Source organism: Actinomyces oris (assembly GCF_006546825.1).
Lineage (GTDB): Bacteria > Actinomycetota > Actinomycetes > Actinomycetales > Actinomycetaceae > Actinomyces > Actinomyces oris.
Window position 1 is genome coordinate 192,401 of the sequence record NZ_VICC01000005.1, and the last position, 15,103, is coordinate 207,503.

Sequence of the window (15,103 nt, forward strand, 5' to 3'; positions counted from 1 at the left end):
TGGCGTGGGAGGTGTCATGATGAGTAGGAATACCCCAGGACTCATCCCCGAAGGCGGCGTTATCGGGAGGCTCCCGTTCGACGGGCAGTGGCTGACCGAGCGCAGTCCCACACGCCGTGTTCCCAGCCATGGGACTCACCTGTTCGCCACCACGTACGCATTTGACTTCGTCGCCGTCGACGACGATGGTCTCACGGCTCCACCACGCAGCATGCGTGCGCTCGTCACTCCCGAACAGCCAGAGCTCTTCCACGCCTTCGGCCGCCCCCTGTACTCGCCCGTTGCAGGAACCGTGGTCTCCGTTCACGACGGTGAGCCCGACCACGTGGCGCGCCGCTCCGTCCTGACTCGCATCCCGTACGGATTGAGCCAGCCCCACCGAATTCGGCAGGGACTTCCCGCCATCCCTGGAAACCACATCATCATCCAGGTTGCCGAGGGGCCTCATTGCGTGGGACTCGTGCACCTCCAGCGAGGCTCCGTCCAGGTGTCGCCCGGCGACCGGGTGAGCGCAGGCGATCAGATCGGTCGATGCGGCAACTCCGGGAACTCCACGCAGCCCCACCTTCACATCCAGGCAATGGACAGCCCAGATCTCCGCACCGCAAAGGGGGTTCCGCTCCGTTTTGAGGAGTTCCGGCAACGCAGTCCGCAGCAAGGTGCTCCCTGGGCACTTCGGCGACAGTCATGCCCCGAGCAGGGGGCGGTCGTGGCTCAACCTTGATATGACGTCATGGAATGAGCCTCAGATCCGGCACGCGGTGTCCCCTCGTCGGTCCGCGGCGACGCGATCGTGACGGGACGCGGGGGCCTACGGCACAGTGCGCAGCTCCTGATCGGGGACGTACTTCTCCGGCGAGGACTGCGTTGTCCTCCAAACCTCTGAGATCCGGCCGCAGTCGTATGGGGGAGAAGTACGTCCTGGACGGACGACTCAGTCCTCGACCCACGCCATCGGACTCCGAGGCCGCCATGGCTGCTCACGATGGCAAGCCCATCCTGAAGATGGCGGGAACCATATGCTCCCTTGCTAAGCCGGATAGCGTTCCTCGAACCACGCCACCACTGTGTCAAGATGCGGGGGCCGGCCAAGGAAGTGCTTGCCGCCCTCGACCTGGACAAGTTCGACCCCAGGTGCGCCGACGAACCGGCTGAGGGCGCCCAGAGGGACCACTTCATCCTGGTCGCCGCGAATCATCTAGCTGGGAGTGTCCAACTTTGCGGGATGCTCCTCCACGAAACGTAGGTAGGGCCAATCGAGCACCCCGCGAGGCGTGTCGATGACGGTCTACGCCTCCAGCTGCTCATCGGTCACCGAGTACTCGGCCATCATGTCTCGGATGTAGTACTCCAGGTCAAGAAGTGGTGAGATCAGCCAGGCGCGCTCGAAGGTCCCGGCAGGTGTGTCGCACAAGGAGAAGTAGGCCCCGATGCTGTTCGCGAGCAGACTGACCTCGGTGGACTGGCTTCGGGCCAGCCGCGCGAACGTTCGTACCTCGGGACTTGCCTCCATGGGGTTGAAGGCCTTGTCGTCCTGACGATCACCGTGGGCGGGCAGATCGAAGGAGATCAGCTGGTCACCCCGTGAGGCAATCACGTTGCCGTACTGTGCCATGACGGGGTCGCGCCTGTTCGAGAACTGGCCGTGTACACCGATAACGGCCCGCCCACCGGGCTCTCCCCACCTCAAGGCGGGAATTCCGTCGAGGATGAGTTCCTCCGTCTCACAGTCCATGGATCATCTCTCCTTCAGAACCAGAATCCTGTGAACAGCAAAGGCAGCAGTGACTCTATGGAGAAACCTTCTTCTTAGGCATACCACGCCATAGTGCCGTGAACGATCGCCGCGATTGACGGACCGACGATCATGGCCACCTCTCTGCGTCGGATACCGATGCTGGCATCGACGGCCTGGACCGCCATCGCAGCCACGAGAACCATCCTCACGGTAGTGATGTCCGAAGCTGCGACAAAAGGTGCGACTGCCGTCACCACACCGAGGGGAACCGCTCGAGCCGCATACATCTGAGCAAAGAACCTCTCGCTGGCGCTGACCTCTTGCGACTTGCTCATGATCTGAGGTCGGACGACAGCCAGCAGTGATGACACTGTACTGATTGTTGCGGCGATAGCGTTGAGAACCTGAAGTACGGCAATCGACACCGTGAATCACCTGAGAGGAGAGAAGGATGTGGTGGGCCTCAGCCGGGGATGGCGCTGCCGTCGTCGCCCTTTCCCATGCGGATCCGCCAACGTCCCGAGCCGCCGTCGGACTGGGAACCGGTGGGCATGCGCACCATGCCCTCCTGGGCGATGGTCGACACCAGCCGGCCGGATGAGTCGAAGACCTGTGCGCGCGCCATGCCGCGGCCGCCCTGTGAGGAGGGGGAGTCCTGCACGTAGAGCAGCCAGTCGCCCATGTCGACGTCGCGGTGGAACCACTGGGCGTGGTCGAGGGTCGCCAGGCTCATGCCCTCACTGCGCCAGGACAGTCCCTGGCTTCGCAGTACCGGCTCCAGCATCACCTGGTCGCACACGTAGGCCAGCAGCGCCCGGTGCACGGTCTGGGAGGTCTGCTCCGGGATGCGGCTGCGTGAGCGCATCCACAGGTGCTGGCGACCGGTGCGCTCCTTGGCGGGGCGCAGGTAGAGGTTGCCCTCCACGTGCCTGAGGTCGAAGGCCGCCGTGCGCCCCAGGAAACGCGCCACCGGATGATCGATGGTGCGGAAGATCTCCAGAGCGCTCGTCAAGTCCTCGGGGCGCGGAACTACGGGGGCTTCCACGTGGAGGTCGGCGCCCTCCTGCTCCTCCTGGAAGGAGGTGAGCATCGTCAGGATCGGCGTGCCCTCCTGGGAGGCGGCGGTGCGCCGTTGGGAGAAGGACCGCCCGTCGTGCAGGCGCTCGACGGCGAAGGTGATTGGTGTATCGGGCTGACCGCCCCGCATGAAGAAGGCGTGGACCGAGTGCGGTAGACGTTCACCGTCGCCGTCGTCCTCGATCGTGGCGGCCGCGGCCAGCATGCCCTGGGCCACCACCTGTCCTCCGTAGACCCGGCCCGAGAGCTGGGGCAGGGAGCCCCCGGAAAAGACATCCTCCCCGTCACCCGCCGCCAGGCTGAGGATCCGGGTCACCGACCCGAGGGGCTCCTCCGTGGCGGCGGGGACGGGGTATGGGGTTGTCACAGACCGAGCTCCTCCAGGATCGGCAGCTTGGCGCGCACCGCCGAGCGCGCGTCCTCAGCCGTCGCCGCGTCCAGGGCGATCCTCGCCAGCTCCTGGCACTCGGTGAGCGTGACGGACTTCAGGACGGCGTCGACGTCCGGCAGAGCGCGTGCCGTCATGGACAGGGAGGCGACCCCCAGGCCCACGAGGACGGCGGCCAGCGCCGGATCCGCAGCGGCCTCACCGCACACGCCCACCGGACGTCCCTTGGGGGAGGCCCCCTCGCAGGCGGTGCCGATCAGACGCAGCACGGCCGGCTGCCAGGCCGTGGACAGATCCGCCAGCGAGGACAGCAGACGGTCGGCCGCCATGACGTACTGGGTGAGGTCGTTGGTGCCCACCGAGGCGAAGTCGGCGTGCTCGAAGAGCTTGTCGGCCATGAGCGCGGCCGAGGGCACCTCGATCATCATCCCTGCCGTCTTCAGGCCGTAGGAGCGGGCCTTCTGCGTGAAGGCCTCGGCCTCCTCGGCCGTGGAGATCATCGGGGCCATGACCCACACCTTCGCCTCGGTGGCGGCCTCGGCCTTGGCCAGGGCCTCGAGCTGGTGGTCCAGGACCTCGGGGTCGCGGCGCGTCGTGCGGTAGGCGCGCACACCGAGCGCCGGGTTGGCCTCGGTGGCGTCGGTCAGGAAGGGCAGCGGCTTGTCCGCTCCGGCGTCGAGGGTGCGCACCACGACCTTCTTGCCGGGGAAGGCCTCGAGGACACCCTGGTAGGCCTCCACCTGAGCCTCCACCGTGGGCTCCTCGGGCTGGTCCAGGAAGCAGAACTCGGTGCGGAACAGGCCGATGCCCATGGCTCCGGCCTCGGCGGCGCTACGGGCGCCGGCCGCGTCACCGACATTGGCCAGCAGCTGGACCTCGTGGCCGTCCTTCGTGGCTCCGTCGCCGTTGAAGACACGCACGCGCGAGGCGAGCTCCCGCGCCCGGCGCAGGGCGTCCTCGGAGGGGTTGAGGGTGATGCTTCCCTTGGTGCCGTCGACCAGGACGATGTCGCCCTCGGCCAGCGCATCGGTGACCTTCTCGCCAGTGCCGACGATCGCCGGCATGCCCAGTGCGCGCGCCAGGATCGCGGTGTGGGAGGTGGGGCCGCCCTCGGAGGTGATGAAGGCAATGACCTTCTCGGGGTCCAGCAGCGCGGTGTCGGCCGGGGCCAGGTCGGCCGCCACGAGCACGAAGGGCTCGGGCAGGCGGGGGATCCCGGGCATCGGGGACTCGGTCAGGACGGCGACGATGCGGTCGCGCACGTCCTGGACGTCACGGGTGCGCTCGGCCATGTAGCCGCCCAGGGACTCCAGCATGGAGGCCAGAGTTCCTGCTGACTCCCACACGGCGCGCTCCGGAACCAGGCGCTTCTCGCGCACCATGGCCTGCGCCGTCGAGGTCAGGGTGGGGTCGGCAGCCATCTGCGCGGTGGTCTCAAGGAGCGTGCGCGCCTCGGCCTTGGCCTCGGCCGCGGACAGCTCCAGGCCCTTCTTAACCTGCTGGGCCGCCAGCGCGATGCGCTCGCACTCCTTCTCGACATCGCGACTGGGTTCGAGGGTCGCGATCTCGGGCTCAGGAATGGGAGGTGCCATCCTGGCGACGGGGCCGGCCACAAGGCCAGGGCTCACACCGATGCCGGACAGGGTTGTGGAGGTGGTGTCGGACGCTGTCATGTGGTGCTCCTCATCGGAGACGAATGGGGATCATTGCTCATTGTGCCCCGAGTGCGGCCGGAAAGAGACGTTTCCGCCAGGGGAATAACGATCTCCTCTGTGGCCGCGTCAAGGCATCTATCGCGTTCCCGTAAGGTTACGTGAGTGAGCCCCGTCATGCGAGGAAGGAGATCCTCCGGCGCGGTCGTCCGCTGTGCAGCAGGCCCTGCGGCCCGCATGCGCACGCGTCTTCCAGCCGACTGGAACTCTTCGCCGCGGACAACGCGGAGGTGGGATAAAGTGATCGCGAGCACGAAGGACCTCAGCTGCCCGACCACGCGCATGACAGACGGGGATTGCGCGAGGGCGGGAACCGGGAAGGAGAAGCCATGAGCACTGCATCAGACATCGTCGCCGGTCTCGGCGGCCAGGAGAACATCACCGACCTCGAGCCCTGCATCACGCGTCTGCGCGTCGAGGTAGCCGACCAGACGAAGGTGGATGAGGAGGCGCTGCGAGCGGCCGGCGCCTTCGGCGTGGTGCGTTCGGGCCGCGTCGTCCAGGTCGTCGTGGGGCCCACGGCGGACAGCCTCGCCTCGGAGATCGCAGCGCTCTGAACTGATCGCCCCGTTCCCGGAGGGTCTGCGCACCCGCCCGGCTCCAGCACCTGCAACGCGGAGCCGGGCGGCCTGCCTTTCCCCGGACAGCGGTGGGCGCATGTCGGGACGTGTGACCCGATCTCGCCGTCCGCTCCGCTGATCGCCGACCGGCTGCGCGTTCCTGGGCACATGGTCCCGGGCGGCTCAACGGCAGTGGCGCCATTGCGCGGCTTCACGGTGAAACAGTTGCAGCAAAACGTCAGGAGACACGGTGCGGCGGGTGCACAACCCTCAACCGCTAGGGCACACTTGGACACTGCTAGTCCTGCTAGCGCCCGCATCCCGATCCGACCCATCCATCCCCAGGGGTGATGGCGGAGCGCAACCCTGCTCCACGCCCGCTCCATGGCGCTCCATCGCACATCTGCTCACGCAAGGCTGACCCACGCACATGAACGAGTTCAACGACGACCTGTTACCTGCTTCCGAGAGCCTCAAGCAACTGGCTGAGGCGCACGGTGTCTCCACCGAGTACTGGGACTATCACGGCAACCTTGCCTCACCCTCAAGCGCCACTCTCAGGGCCGTGCTGGCCGCGTTAGGGGTGAGCATCAACTCCGAGGAGGAGATCGGGCGCGCTCTGCGAGAGGTCGAGGACGCCCCCTGGCGGCAGGCGCTTGCCCCCACGGTCGTCACGCGCGGCGGTGTGGAGTCGACCGTCCCCGTCTACGTGCCCGACGGCGCCAAGGTGCGGGTGCGCGTCGAGCTCGAGAACGGGGACGTCCGTGAGCTGACTCAGACTGAGGACTGGACCGTGCCCCGTGAGGTGGACGGCGTCAAGCGCGGCCGTGCCTCCTTCATCCTCGGAGCCGATCTGCCCCTGGGATGGCACCGGATCATCGCCGAGGTCAGCCCCGGCTCCACGGACCAGGCCGCCCTGCAGGGGGCTCATGCCGCGCCGCCCGCCGACAGCGAGGCGGAGACCATCACCGTGACCTCGGCGCTGGCGGTCACCCCCAACCACCTCGATCTGCCCGAGTCCCTCGGAGACCGGGGCTGGGGGGTCATGACCCAGCTGTACTCGACCCGCTCGCGCGGGTCGTGGGGGACCGGTGACACCGACGATCTCACTGAGCTCGCCGCCTTCTTGGGGGACCAGGGAGCCGACTTCCTGCTCATCAACCCGCTGCACGCGGCTGAGCCGGTGGCGCCGATGACCCACTCGCCCTACCTGCCGGTGACACGTCGCTTCGTCAACCCCCTCTACATCCGGCCGGAGAACATCCCTGAGGTGGCCCGTCTGTCCGGCCCCAAGCGCTCGCTGGTGCAGTGGGCCTTCGAAGAGGTCAAGGACAGTGACCTCAGCGCTGAGCCGATCGACCGCGACGCGGTGTGGAAGGCCAAGCGCGAGGCCCTCGAGGTCATCTTCGCCGCCGGTCGCTCCTACTCCCGTCAGCGAGACTTCGAGCGCTTCCGGGCCGAGCAGGGCGAGGGGCTGGAGCGTTTCGCCCTGTGGAGTGCGCTGGTGGAGAAGCACGGGTCCCTGGAGAACTGGCCCGCCACGCTGCGGGAGGCGGACTCCGCTTACGTCGCCAACGAGGCGCACCAGCTGGCCGAGCGCATCGACTTCTTCGCCTGGCTGCAGTGGATCGTCGACGAGCAGCTGGCTCGCGCGCAGGCCGAGGCCCTGGCCTCGGGGATGGCCCTGGGCATCATGGACGACCTCGCCGTCGGAGTGCACTCCCAGGGGGCGGACGTGTGGTCCAACCCGGAGGCCTTCGCCTCCGGAGTCACCGTGGGGGCTCCGCCGGACATGTACAACCAGCAGGGCCAGAACTGGTCCCAGCCGCCGTGGAACCCCGAGTACCTGGCGCGCAGCGCATACGCCCCTCTGCGTGACATGGTGCGCACGGTCCTGCGTCACGCCGGCGCACTGCGCGTGGACCACATCATCGGCCTGTTCCGCCTGTGGTGGATCCCCGAGGGCATGGGTGCGGACCACGGCGCCTACGTGCGCTACGACCACGAGGCCATGCTCGGCGTCGTCCTGCTGGAGGCTCACCGGGCCGGCGCTGTGGTCATCGGTGAGGACCTGGGGACCGTGGAGCCCTGGGCGCGCGACTACCTGGCCAGCCGCGGTGTGCTGGGAACCAGTGTCCTGTGGTTCGAGAAGCAGCACGACGGCTGGCCCCTCCAGCCCCAGGACTACCGCCGGCTCGCCCTGTCCACGGTCAACACCCACGATCTTCCCCCGACTGCCGGCTACCTGGCTGACGAGCACGTCGATCTGCGTGAGCGCCTCGGCCTGCTCACCGAGCCGGTCGAGCAGGTGCGCACCGAGGCGCGCATCGAGCGCGACCGGATGACCTCCCGGTTGCGCGAGCACGGCCTGCTGGGGGATGCCCCCACCGAGCGTCAGGTCGTCGAGGCCCTGCACCGCTACGTGGTGCGCACCCCCTCGGTGCTGGTCGGTGTCGCCCTGGTCGACGGCGTGGGGGAGCGACGCGCTCAGAACCAGCCCGGCACCGACCAGGAGTACCCCAACTGGCGGATTCCTCTGGCCGACGGCGCAGGAGAGGTCGTCCTGGTCGACGACCTGCCCGAGAACGCGCGCCTGGGCAGCCTGCTGAGCGTCGTGCGCGACGAGATGGCTTCTCGTCGGGACTGATGCCACCACAGGCTCCGCGCCCACTGGGCTGCAGACGGGGCCTGAGGCGGGCGACGTGCTCAGACGCTGTGGCCCCGGCCGTCACGATGATGGCCGGGGCCACACACTAAGCGGTTGAGGTCCGATGGGACCGGGCGCGCGTTCGGGTCTACGCCCAGGTCATGAGCGTGTCGCCGGCTGCCGTTATGCGGCCTGGTGATACGGGCTCCAGATCAGTCTCGTCACCCTCCAGGGCGATGACGGGGACGATCGGGTTGAGTCCGCCGGCCTCGATCTGAGCCGGCGACCAGCGGATGACGGGGCTGCCCGCATCGATGGTGTCTCCCTCACTGGCCAGGAGGGTGAAGCCCTTGCCCCCCAGACTCACGGTGTCCAGCCCCAGATGGACCAGGACGCTGTGGCCGTCGTCGTTGGTGATGACGTAGGCGTGGGGATGGATCTTCGTGATGGTTCCGCTGATCGGTGCCAGGGCGCTGACCTCGCCTCCGTCAGCGGTGTTCGGGGTGATGGCCACACCAGGGCCGACGATCTTGCCGGAGAAGACGGGGTCGGGAACGTCACTGAGAGCGACGACGACGCCGGATACCGGCGACTGGACGGTCAGGCTCACCGCAGGTCCTCGATGTCCTCCGCGATGGTGTCCGCGTTGGGGCCGACCACGACCTGCACGATGTCGCCGAGCTTGACGACACCGTGTGCTCCCGCGGTCTTCAGGGCCGGCTCGTCCACGAGGGAACTGTCCTCCAGCTCGCAGCGCAGCCGCGTGATGCAGGGTTCGATCTCCACGATGTTGTCGAATCCTCCGAGGGCGTCGACGATGCTCTGTGCCTGAGACATGGGTTCCTCCTGGGTCTGCCCGGGTGCTTGCCGGGCTCAGTGGGTGATGGTGCCGAGATGAGGCGTCAGGACATGGGCAGGTGCAGTCAGGTGCGGCACCTTCGCCGGTACCGGACTAATGGTCCATACCAGTACCCCATGGTACAGGCCGCCCGGAGGTTGTCCAGTACCGACCTGGGTCAGCCCCTCAAGACGACGAGCGGTCCGGGCGGAAGGCGGGTTTGGGGGCGGCCACCGGGACCCACAGGGTGTAGCGGTCGGCGCGGAACAAGGTGCGCGAGTAGTCGATGGCGCAGTGCTCGTGGAAGGTGCGCCGGGTGATGTCCAGGGTCGGGGCGCCCTCCTGGACGGAGAGCAGCGCTGCCTCCTGGGCCGTGGCCGCGTGGGCCTCGATCATGTCCTCACCCCACTGCGGCGCCAGGTCGGCGCGGGTCAGCTCGGCGTAGACCGAGAAGTTCGGGCTGGTGCGCAGCAGGTTGGGCAGAAGCGCAGCGGGAATCCAGTTCTCCTCGATCGCCATGGGGATGGCGTTGGCGGTCAGCAGGCGACGCAGGTGGTGGACCTCGGCCCCGACCTCGAGCTCGAGCGCCTCCGCCACGGTCTCATCGGAGGCGACGGTCTCGGCCTGTAGCATGACGACGCCGGGCTCCATCCCGCGCCGCTGCATCTCCTGGGTGAAGGAGGTCAGTCGGACCTGCAGGTCGAGCTTCGGGGGCGCCACGAAGGTTCCCTTGCCCTGGTGGCGCTCCAGGACGCCGTCGACGACGAGGGTGTCGATGGCTTGGCGCACGGTCATGCGGGAGACCTCGAACTGCTCGCACAGCTCGCGCTCGGAGGGCACTGGGCTGCCGTTGGCGAGCCCGTTCCTGACCAGGTCCAGCAGGTGATTGCGCACGATGACGTACTTTGCCGGCTTCTTGCCTGCGTTCTTGGGCATGGGACTCCCCTGGTTGACAGTGGGTGGACGCAGCCAGGGTGTGGGGGATGGCTACGACCGCTGCTTCCGCTGTGTCGCATCGACTTTCATATCATTATGGCTGACGAGTGTGCCCCGCGCTTGACATTGAAGGTTCTATCGGTTTTTCTGGTGTCACTGGTCCAGACGTGTTCGGTGTCGATCCGTCCCGACTACCACCGTCACGGTGGATATCTCTGACGCGGCAGTGCTGCCGCGCGATCCTGAACTGGAGAACACTCATGTCAGTCAAGAAGAAGACGGGCGGTGCCTTCGCCCTCGCCCAGCGTCTGGGGAGATCCCTGATGCTGCCCATCGCCACGCTCCCGGCAGCGGGTCTGCTGCTGCGTCTGGGGCAGGCGGACATGCTGGGGGCCGAGGGGCTCGCCGCGAAGGCGTCCTGGCTGCAGCCCGTCGCAGACATCTTCAGTGCGGCCGGTGGGGCGGTCTTCGATAACCTGCCCCTCATCTTCGCCGTTGGCGTCGCCGTGGGATTCGCCAAGAAGGCCGATGGCTCCACCGGGGTGGCCGCGCTGTTCGGCTTCCTCGTCTACCGCGCCGTCACCTGGACCATGTCCCCCATCATCATGGGCAAGCCCGCGCCCCTGAGTAAGGAGGCCCTCGACTGCCTCCACTCCTTCGATCCCGCCACGGGGAAGATCGCACAGGTCGGCCCCTGGAACCAGGGAATCAAGCTCTGTGACATCCCCACTCAGACGCCCATCAACTACGGGGTGCTGGGCGGCATCGTCATCGGCGTCGCCGCCGCCCTGCTATGGCAGCGCTACTACCGCGTCAAGCTGCCCGACTGGCTGGCCTTCTTCGGTGGACGCCGCTTCGTCCCCATCGTCACCTCCGGCGCTGCGCTTGTCATCGCCCTGGTGATGTCGGCTCTCTACCCGGCCTTCAACTGGCTCATCAACGAACAGCTCGGCGGCTGGCTCATCAACGCCGGGAACTCCAAGGGCATCGCCGGAGCCCTGGCGGTCTTCGTCTTCGGTACCGTCAACCGCCTGCTCATCCCCTTCGGCCTGCACCACCTGCTCAACTCCGTGCCCTGGTTCCAACTCGGCTCCTGCCAGACGGCCTCCGGGGATACGGCGCACGGTGACATCACCTGCTTCTTCCAGGGTGTGGACGGCTCGAACTCCTGGACCGGGGGCTTCACGACCGGCTTCTTCCCGATCATGATGTTCGCGCTGCCCGCCGCTGCACTGGCCATCTGGCACACCGCCAAACCAGCCAAGCGCAAGGCGACCGGCGCCCTCATGGTCTCGGTGGCCCTGACCGCCTTCATCACCGGCATCACCGAGCCCCTCGAGTACGCCTTCGCCTACGTGGCCTTCCCGATCTACGCCGTCCACGCGGTGCTGACAGGTTCCTCCTTGGCCATCGCCAACCTCCTGGGCGCGAAGGACGGCTTCGCCTTCTCCGCCGGAGCGATCGACTACCTGCTCAACTTCGGCAAGTCCGCCGAGCTCTCCGGTGGTGTGGTCCGCGGACCGCTCATGATCGTCATCATGGGGCTGGTCTATGCCGTCATCTACTACTTCCTCTTCAGGTTCCTCATCGTCAAGTTCGACTTCAAGACCCCTGGGCGTGAGGACGACGACGTCGACGCCTTTGCCGCCGCGCAGGCCGCCGCCGCCACGTCCACGGGCAAGAAGGCTGCGGAGTCGTCTGGGCGTTGAGAGATTCGGGTGTCGGGATGTCGGGGCCGGCACCTCACGAGTTGGGGCCGAGCGCATCATGCGCTCGGCCCCAACTCATGGTGTCGTCGGGTCCCGGTCCGGGTTGCGCCCCGGACCGGGACCCGAGGTGGCTACTGGACGCTCCGGGCCTCAGCGGCCTGCGCTCTGGCCACGCGCAGCGTGTCGTCGAGGTTCTCGCGCACGATCCGTCGAAGTGCGGCCGGGGCCTGGGCGTGGGACTCCAACCATCCCGTCAGGGCGGCGGCAGGGTCGTCAGCGCCCGCAAGGCCCACCGTGGCACAGGACCACAAGCCGGTCAGCAGGTTCTCAGCCATGTGGAAGGTGCGCGAGGACCACACGGGGTCGATGGCCTCCACATACGCCCCCACGAAGGGAGCCAGCAGCTCGGGGTGGCGCTCGACATTGGTCAGGCCCCGCAGGACGCGCACCTGGGTCTCATTGGGCATGGAGGCGTCGTCGACGAGGGCCCGCCAGGTGGCCTGCTTCGCCTCCGGGGTCGGAATCGACGCCCGGGTCTCGGCGGCGCGCTCGCGTCCCGTGGTCGTGCGGTCCCGGGCCTCCTCGGCGCGGATCTGCTCCTCCCCGCTGCGGCCGGCGGCCACCAGGCCGATCAGCAGGTCCCAGCGCAGGTCCTGGTCGACGTCGAGACCGCCCAGAGCCCGGTTCCCCTCCACAAGCCCGGCGACGACGTCGAGCTGCTCATCGGTGACGGCGTGAGCGGCCAGGGCCCGGACCAGCTGGAGCTGCTTGTCGCTGCCGGGCTGGGCCGCCCGCGCCAGCCCCAGCAGCCGGTCGGCGGTGCCCGGGGCGAGGTCGCGGCGTACGGCCGGGGGCAGGAAACCGGACAGGCAGGTGGTGATACGTCCCAGCAGTCCCTGGATGACCGAGGAATGCTCCTCCACGCCCAGCGCCCGCAGGGCAGCGTCGAGGAAACGGGAGGCGGCGAGCTCGCCGTCGCGCACCATGTCCCAGGCCGAGGCCAGGACGATCGAGCGCGGCAGGGAGTCGGTGAAGGCCTCGATGTGCTCGAGGCCGAAGGACAGTGAGTCCTCATCGAGGCGGACCTTGGCGTAGGTGAGGTCGTCGTCGTTGAGGACGAGGACATCCGCCCGCTTGGCGCCGACCAGCTCGGGAACCTCGGTCAGCTCACCGTCGACATCGAGCTCGATGCGGTTGGTGCGCTCCAGGCGCGCCTCGGCTCCCTGGCCGGTCAGGTTGTAGCAGCCGATCGCCACCCGGTGTGGGCGCAGCGAGGCCGGAGAGTCGGTGGGGATCTCCTGGCGGACGGCCGCCTGGGTGATGAGGCCGTCGGCGTCGGTGGCCAGTTGCGTGCGCAGGGTCGTCACACCGGCCTCCTGGAGCCACAGGCGGGTCCAGGTACTCAGGTCGCGTCCCGAGACCTCCTCCAGCTCGCGGAGCAGGTCGCTCAGCTCGGCGTTGGCGTAGGCGTGCGCCGCCAGGTAGCGCTGGATGCCGGCGAAGAAGTTCTCCCGGCCCACGTATCCCACGAGCGCGGCCAGGACCGAGGCCCCCTTGGCGTAGGTGATGCCGTCGAAGTTGACCTCGACGTCGTGCAGGTCGTGGATCTCCGCGGCCACGGGGTGGGTGGAGGACAGCTGGTCCTGGTTGTAGGCCCACCCCTTCTCCAGGGTCTGGAAGGTCGTCCAGGCCTGGTTCCAGCGGGTGATCTCGGCGGTGGCCAGGGTGGAGGTGTACTCGGCGAAGGACTCGTTGAGCCATAGGTCGTTCCACCAGGTCATGGTGACCATGTCCCCGAACCACATGTGGGCCAGCTCGTGCAGGATCGTCACGGCTCGCCGCTCCACGCGGGCCTCGACGGGCCTGGAGCGGAAGATGTAGTCGTCGCGGTGGGTGACGCAGCCGGCGTTCTCCATCGCTCCGGCGTTGAACTCGGGAACGAAGATCTGGTCGTACTTGGTGAAGGCGTAGGGGGTGGCGAACAGGTCCTCGTAGTAGGCGAAGCCCCGCTTGGTCAGGTCCAGGATCTCCTCTGAGTCCATGTGCTCGACCAGGCTTTTTCGGCAGTAGACCCCCAGGGGCACGACGCGTCCGTCTCCGGCGACGTACTCGTCGGTCGCACCGACATAGGGTCCGGCGACGATGGCCGTGACGTAGGAGCTCATGGGCTCGGTGGGGGCGAAGGCGAAGGTGTGGGCATCTCCTGAGCCGTCGGAGGCCTTGGTGGGAGTCGGGTCAGGAGTGGGGGAGTTGGACAGCACCGTCCAGTTCGACGGCGCGGTGACGGTGAAGGTGAAGGAGGCCTTGAGATCGGGCTGCTCGAAGACGGCGAATACCCGCCGGGAGTCGGGGACCTCGAACTGGCTGTAGAGATAGGTCTCGCCGTCGGCCGGGTCGGTGAAGCGGTGCAGCCCCTCTCCGGTGTGCATGTAGGCGCAGTCGGCGACGACGACCAGCTCATTGTCCGCGGCCAGATCCTTCAGCGCGATACGCGAGTCCGCATAGACCTCGGCGGGGTCAAGAGGGGTGCCGTTGAGCGCGATGGAGCGGACCGTCGGCGCGATGAGGTCGATGAAGGTGGAGGAACCCGGGGTGGCCGTGAACCGCGCCGTGGTGGTGGAGCCGAAGACCGTCTCGCCGCGCGTGAGATCGAGGACGACGTCATAGCTCTGGGTCCGTACGGTTGCGCTGCGCTCGGCGGCCTCAAGACGAGTCAGGTTCTGACCGGGCATAAGAACTCCTGTCTGCGAGGGATGCGCGGCCCATGGGGGCGCGCCGGGCGATTGTCTCACCTTCTGATCGACACCGGCAGTGCCTGAGGTATGGCACGACGCTGCCGGGGGACGACACGTGGCGTGTCGTCCCCCGGCAGCGATGCTGTTCCCATGGAAGCGGGAACGTCAGCGGATCAGGTCAGATGCGGCTCAGGCCTTGTTGCGGCGACGCAGCACCAGGGCGGCGCCTCCAGCCACGACCAGGAACGCGGCGATTCCGCCGAAGAGCAGGCCGTTGGCACCGGTACGGGCCAGGGAGCTGTCGCTGTCCTTGGTGGTCTCACCGCCGGCCCGGTTCTCCGAGGAGGAGTCCTTGGCGTTCGAGCTCAGGTTGTTGCCCTTGTCGGCCCCGGCCTTGTTCTCGCCGGCCTTGGCCTGCTTGTCTCCACCGGCGTTGGCATTGCTGTTGCTTCCGCCGTTGTTGCCGCCACCGTTGTTCTCGGTGGTCTTCTTCTCGCTGGCCTTCTGCTCGGTGGTCTTGTCACCGCCGGCCTGCTTGTTGCCGCCACCGTTGTTCTCAGAAGCCGAGCGCTCAGTGGTGCTCTGCTCACTGGTCTTCTGCTCAGTGCTCTGACGCTCGGAGGTCGAGCGCTCAGTGGTGTTCTGCTCCGAGTTCTGACGCTCGGAGGTGGAACGCTCCGTGGTCTTCTGCTCCGTGGTCTTGTCGCCGCCGCCGTTGTTCTCGGTGGTCTTCTGCTCCGTGGTCTTGTCGCCGCCGCCGTTG

The 15,103-nt window shown here is 67.6% G+C and carries 13 protein-coding genes; 4 read left to right on the forward strand and 9 right to left on the reverse strand.

Annotation, left to right across the window (positions count from 1 at the left end; all coding sequences use genetic code 11):
* Positions 1-19 precede the first annotated feature (19 nt).
* On the forward strand, positions 20-724 hold the full coding sequence (locus FK267_RS07080; RefSeq protein ID WP_141406767.1) for a M23 family metallopeptidase: 705 nt from the start codon (positions 20-22) through the stop codon (positions 722-724).
* 564 nt (positions 725-1,288) lie between these two features.
* Here the strand turns inward: FK267_RS07080 and FK267_RS13630 are convergent.
* The 4 genes from FK267_RS13630 to ptsP all read right to left on the reverse strand — a co-directional run bounded on the left by FK267_RS13630 (position 1,289) and on the right by ptsP (position 4,876).
* Positions 1,289-1,735 carry a hypothetical protein gene (locus FK267_RS13630; RefSeq protein WP_232622546.1) on the reverse strand — a complete coding sequence of 149 codons (447 nt, stop codon included), beginning with the start codon at positions 1,733-1,735 and terminating at the stop codon, positions 1,289-1,291.
* A gap of 74 nt (positions 1,736-1,809) precedes the next feature.
* Positions 1,810-2,163: a hypothetical protein gene (locus FK267_RS07090; protein WP_232622547.1), complete on the reverse strand. Its 354-nt coding sequence runs from the start codon at positions 2,161-2,163 to the stop codon at positions 1,810-1,812.
* Between the two features lie 38 nt (positions 2,164-2,201).
* Entirely contained in the window at positions 2,202-3,182 is a 981-nt protein-coding gene (locus tag FK267_RS07095) for an acyl-CoA thioesterase (RefSeq protein WP_141406768.1), read from the reverse strand.
* Positions 3,179-4,876, reverse strand: a complete 1,698-nt coding sequence (gene ptsP, locus FK267_RS07100) for a phosphoenolpyruvate--protein phosphotransferase (RefSeq protein ID WP_070511054.1) — start codon at positions 4,874-4,876, stop codon at positions 3,179-3,181. Before ptsP ends, FK267_RS07095 begins: the two co-directional genes overlap by 4 nt.
* A gap of 368 nt (positions 4,877-5,244) precedes the next feature.
* Here ptsP and FK267_RS07105 point away from each other — a divergent pair, with 368 nt between their 5' ends.
* Positions 5,245-5,472 carry a PTS sugar transporter subunit IIB gene (locus FK267_RS07105; RefSeq protein WP_009407368.1) on the forward strand — a complete coding sequence of 76 codons (228 nt, stop codon included), beginning with the start codon at positions 5,245-5,247 and terminating at the stop codon, positions 5,470-5,472.
* Between the two features lie 433 nt (positions 5,473-5,905).
* Entirely contained in the window at positions 5,906-8,122 is a 2,217-nt protein-coding gene (gene malQ, locus FK267_RS07110; protein ID WP_070511058.1) for a 4-alpha-glucanotransferase, read from the forward strand.
* A gap of 148 nt (positions 8,123-8,270) precedes the next feature.
* On the opposite strand, the gene FK267_RS07115 is transcribed toward malQ, so the two are convergent.
* From FK267_RS07115 to FK267_RS07125, 3 genes are all read right to left on the reverse strand, one after another.
* The gene (locus FK267_RS07115; protein WP_070511060.1) at positions 8,271-8,732 is read right to left on the reverse strand and encodes a PTS sugar transporter subunit IIA; all 462 of its coding nucleotides are present in this window, start codon (positions 8,730-8,732) and stop codon (positions 8,271-8,273) included.
* A complete protein-coding gene (locus FK267_RS07120; protein ID WP_070511062.1) occupies positions 8,729-8,959 on the reverse strand; it encodes a PTS sugar transporter subunit IIB in 231 nt (76 codons plus the stop codon). The genes FK267_RS07115 and FK267_RS07120 overlap by 4 nt, the downstream gene beginning before the upstream one ends.
* Positions 8,960-9,146: 187 nt before the next feature.
* Positions 9,147-9,896 carry a GntR family transcriptional regulator gene (locus FK267_RS07125; protein ID WP_003786636.1) on the reverse strand — a complete coding sequence of 250 codons (750 nt, stop codon included), beginning with the start codon at positions 9,894-9,896 and terminating at the stop codon, positions 9,147-9,149.
* A 260-nt stretch (positions 9,897-10,156) separates the two neighbouring features.
* Between FK267_RS07125 and FK267_RS07130 the strand changes: the two genes are divergently transcribed.
* Complete coding sequence (locus FK267_RS07130; RefSeq protein WP_003786634.1) at positions 10,157-11,605, forward strand: PTS transporter subunit EIIC; 1,449 nt, start codon at positions 10,157-10,159, stop codon at positions 11,603-11,605.
* A gap of 131 nt (positions 11,606-11,736) precedes the next feature.
* Here the strand turns inward: FK267_RS07130 and pepN are convergent, their stop codons facing one another.
* The gene (gene pepN, locus FK267_RS07135) at positions 11,737-14,337 is read right to left on the reverse strand and encodes an aminopeptidase N (protein WP_141406769.1); all 2,601 of its coding nucleotides are present in this window, start codon (positions 14,335-14,337) and stop codon (positions 11,737-11,739) included.
* Positions 14,338-14,529: 192 nt separating this feature from the next.
* Positions 14,530-15,103 (reverse strand): LPXTG cell wall anchor domain-containing protein (locus FK267_RS13635; protein ID WP_249039340.1); only part of this gene is annotated, 574 nt, incomplete at its 5' end.

What these genes read in the sequence shown, in the direction of transcription:
- FK267_RS07080 (WP_141406767.1), top strand. Translation starts at nt 20, where the DNA reads ATGAGTAGGAATACCCCAGGACTCATCCCCGAAGGCGGCGTTATCGGG.
- FK267_RS13630 (WP_232622546.1), bottom strand. Translation starts at nt 1,735, where the DNA reads ATGGACTGTGAGACGGAGGAACTCATCCTCGACGGAATTCCCGCCTTG.
- ptsP (WP_070511054.1), bottom strand. Translation starts at nt 4,876, where the DNA reads ATGACAGCGTCCGACACCACCTCCACAACCCTGTCCGGCATCGGTGTG.
- FK267_RS07105 (WP_009407368.1), top strand. Translation starts at nt 5,245, where the DNA reads ATGAGCACTGCATCAGACATCGTCGCCGGTCTCGGCGGCCAGGAGAAC.
- malQ (WP_070511058.1), top strand. Translation starts at nt 5,906, where the DNA reads ATGAACGAGTTCAACGACGACCTGTTACCTGCTTCCGAGAGCCTCAAG.
- FK267_RS07120 (WP_070511062.1), bottom strand. Translation starts at nt 8,959, where the DNA reads ATGTCTCAGGCACAGAGCATCGTCGACGCCCTCGGAGGATTCGACAAC.
- FK267_RS07125 (WP_003786636.1), bottom strand. Translation starts at nt 9,896, where the DNA reads ATGCCCAAGAACGCAGGCAAGAAGCCGGCAAAGTACGTCATCGTGCGC.
- FK267_RS07130 (WP_003786634.1), top strand. Translation starts at nt 10,157, where the DNA reads ATGTCAGTCAAGAAGAAGACGGGCGGTGCCTTCGCCCTCGCCCAGCGT.
- pepN (WP_141406769.1), bottom strand. Translation starts at nt 14,337, where the DNA reads ATGCCCGGTCAGAACCTGACTCGTCTTGAGGCCGCCGAGCGCAGCGCA.